Source organism: Wolbachia endosymbiont of Cylisticus convexus (assembly GCF_003344345.1).
The window spans coordinates 1-3,173 of sequence record NZ_QPIP01000156.1; the positions used below are offsets into that span (position 1 = coordinate 1).

The window sequence follows — 3,173 nt, forward strand, 5'->3', positions numbered from 1 at the left end:
CCATTCCTTGTATCTTGAAAAAAGCATCTAATGTTTTAAGCTTGAGCATTAGGTGGAGAAGGGAAAAATTTTGTGTTCATTCCTAGATATAAAATCTGTATGAGAGTTAAGAGTTCCCTCCTCAAAAGTAGAGGCTGAACGGTATCGTAGAAAGACCTAAATGGTTCTAATTCTGTATTCACAAGGTTAGCCTTACTTTTCGTTTTAAATGGTAACGTATGGGGTTATATATGATCAACAACTTTCTGGGTATAGATATTTCAAAAGAACGCTTTGATGTTTTTCTTTCATTCATCAGTAAAAAAGGGAAACGTGAAACTAGGAAAAGGAGTTTTAAAAACGAGGATTCAGGATTTCAAGGTTTACTGGGCTTTTTGCAAAAACATAATGTAGAAGAAGTAAAAGCCTGTATGGAATCTACAGGTTGTTATGGTGAAGCTCTTGCTGAATTTCTACACAATGCTGGACATTTTGTTAGTGTTGTAAATCCTTATTGCATAAAATGCTATGCAAGGAGTAAGCTTGTACGACAAAAGAATGACCAGACTGATGCAGAGATTATTGCAGATTATTGCCAAAGACAGGAACCTTCCCGTTGGACACCACCTTCTTCTGAAAAGAAAAAATTAAAGCATCTTTATCGTTGTTTAGCTGCATTAAAAGATGAATTAGTATTAGTAAATAATCATTTAGAAAAGAAAGAGAGACTGCCTAAAGAAGTCGCAAACGCTTGGGAAAACCTTGCAATGAACATAGAACAAGAAATAAAAATAATAAGAAACTCCATACGTGAACTATTAAAACAACATAAAGAATTGTTGGAAGATTTTCAACTCTTATTGACTATTCCAGGCATAGGAGAGGAATCAGCAATAGCTATTTTAGCTGAAATTCCTGACATAAAAGCTTTTATAAATGCCAGGCAATTGGCAGCATACGCTGGAACTATACCACGAAATATAACATCAGGCTCATCTGTACATGCCAAGCCCAGATTAAGCAAAACCGGTTCACGAACATTATGTAAGGCAATTTACTTTCCTGCTATAGTAGCTAAGAATCACAATCCTATTATTATGACTTTTTGCGAAAGGTTAAAAGAGAAAGGCAAGCATAATATGGCCATTGTAGGAGCTGCAATGCGTAAGTTACTCCATATAGTTTTTGGTGTTTTAAGTTCAAGAAAGGCTTTTGATCCAGATCATATCAACAACTATAGGACTAGGAAGCTGACTGAAGGTTTAGTACTTTAAAATCAACATTTGATTTTATGATGCAATTTTTTGTTGACTCGCAAGACGGTATCTCTCATATATTTTTCATGGCTCTGACTTAATACTTGCATGTTTTTCACGTGCTATAGAAATAGCCTTTCTCAACTTCTTTTCAAGAATTTCTTTAGAAGGAAGCTGTCTGTGCAACATGAATATTAGAGCCTTCGAGTTCAAGATATTCTATATCCTCTTGATCCTTATCAGCACATAAAATAATCCCTAACGGTTTTTCTTCACCTGCTTTTCGTTCATTTTTATCTAACCAATTTAAATACCATTCCATCTGTCCTTTATAAGCTGGTTCAAAGCGACCTATTTTTAGTTCTATTGCTATAAGACGTTTTAATCCTCTGTGAAAAAATAGCAGGTCCAAATACCTGTCAGTTGTTTTAGTACTCATCCTTTTTTGACGTGTTACAAAACAAAAATCACTCCCAAACTCTTGTAAAAATTTTGTCAATTCATCCAAGATTGTATTTTCTAGATCAGTCTCACTATAACTTGATGGCAATTCCATGAAGCTAAGGAAGTATGGGTCATGAAAAATGAATTCTGTTGCTAACATATTTTCTTCACGTAAATTTTTTATACTCCTTCTTATAAACTCTTCAGGTTTTTTTGTTAGCGCTATACAACATAGTATCGATTTTACTACGTAGTGCTCTAACACTCCACCTTTCAATACGACACATTTCTATATAATAATTACGCTTCAGCTCATCAGAAATTGCAATAATTTCTACAAAATGTGACCAACTCAATTGTTGTGACAGTGTCGCGACAATTTCTTGATCAGGAAAGAACTTAGAAAATTGCACCATACGAAATAATGACGCTCTATCAAACCCACGCCCATATTTAATCTGAAGTTCTTTTGCAAGTTGGGAGATGATTTGCTTCCCATAATCTGCACGTTTGTGCTTTAGGATATCTTGATCAATTCTGGAGCCAATTTCCCAGTTTAGCAATACTAGAGTAGAGTTGAATTGAACAGAAAGAGGGGAATGTTCAAAAAAGTGTGTCAAACCGAAAAAAAGTAATTTATATCAATTTAAAAATGGAGGTTTGACAATGAGTCAAAAAGTAGTAAACAGAACTAACGGATTGGTAGATTATAAAGAGTTGGAAACAAATATCCTGTCGTCTATACGAGAAGGAAGACCGTTGACAGGAAAGGAGGGAGCATTAACACCATTTATAAAAAAGCTGCTGGAGGCGAGTCTAGAAGGTGAAATAGAAAACCATTTATTAGCTGAAAGTGAAGAAAATAATCGCAGAAATGGGAGGAATGGAAAGACTTTACGTACAAGTGCAGGTTCATTTGAGCTGTTAACGCCAAGAGATAGAGAAGGAAGTTTTGAGCCGCAAATAGTCAAAAAAAGGCAAACAAGCTTACATCCAGAGCTTGAAACGAAGATTTTGAGCACATTTGCCAGTGGTATGAGCTATAGAGATATAGCGTCACACGTTGAGGAAATTTATGATCACAAAATATCGGTAGCAGAGATATCAAGTATTACCGACAAATTACTGCCTATAATCAATGAATGGCGTAGTCGTCCACTGCAATCAGTATACCCGATAGTATTTATGGATGGGATGTTCTTTAAGGTCAAGGAGGATGGACATTGCGTAAGTAAATGTATGTACAATATATTGGGCATAGACCAAAATGGCAGAAAAGAAGTCCTGGGCTTTTATTTGGCTGAAAGTGAAGGAGCTAACTTTTGGTTGGAAGTGCTAAATAACCTCAAAGAAAGAGGAGTAGAAGATATTCTGATTGCATGTGTAGATGGGCTAAAAAGCTTTCCTGCAGCCATCAACAGTGTATTTCCCAGTGCAGAAGTGCAGCTATGTATAGTACACCAAATAAGAAATTCTCTGAAATATGTATCCAGT

4 protein-coding genes are annotated in these 3,173 nt (G+C 35.5%); 2 read left to right on the forward strand and 2 right to left on the reverse strand.

Features of this window, described 5'->3' with window-relative positions; genetic code table 11:
• Positions 1 to 230 precede the first annotated feature (230 nt).
• Complete coding sequence (locus Wcon_RS09535; RefSeq protein ID WP_114517756.1) at positions 231 to 1,253, forward strand: IS110 family RNA-guided transposase; 1,023 nt, start codon at positions 231 to 233, stop codon at positions 1,251 to 1,253.
• Between the two features lie 145 nt (positions 1,254 to 1,398).
• Here Wcon_RS09535 and Wcon_RS09540 read toward each other — a convergent pair whose 3' ends face one another.
• Together Wcon_RS09540 and Wcon_RS09545 are read right to left on the reverse strand one after the other, a co-directional pair.
• Complete coding sequence (locus Wcon_RS09540) at positions 1,399 to 1,839, reverse strand: PDDEXK nuclease domain-containing protein (RefSeq protein ID WP_201796974.1); 441 nt, start codon at positions 1,837 to 1,839, stop codon at positions 1,399 to 1,401.
• 43 nt (positions 1,840 to 1,882) lie between these two features.
• Positions 1,883 to 2,299, reverse strand: a complete 417-nt coding sequence (locus Wcon_RS09545) for a DUF1016 N-terminal domain-containing protein (protein ID WP_255565582.1) — start codon at positions 2,297 to 2,299, stop codon at positions 1,883 to 1,885.
• Positions 2,300 to 2,345: 46 nt separating this feature from the next.
• Here Wcon_RS09545 and Wcon_RS09550 point away from each other — a divergent pair.
• A partial coding sequence (locus tag Wcon_RS09550) for an IS256 family transposase (protein WP_114516781.1) occupies positions 2,346 to 3,173 on the forward strand: 828 nt, incomplete at its 3' end.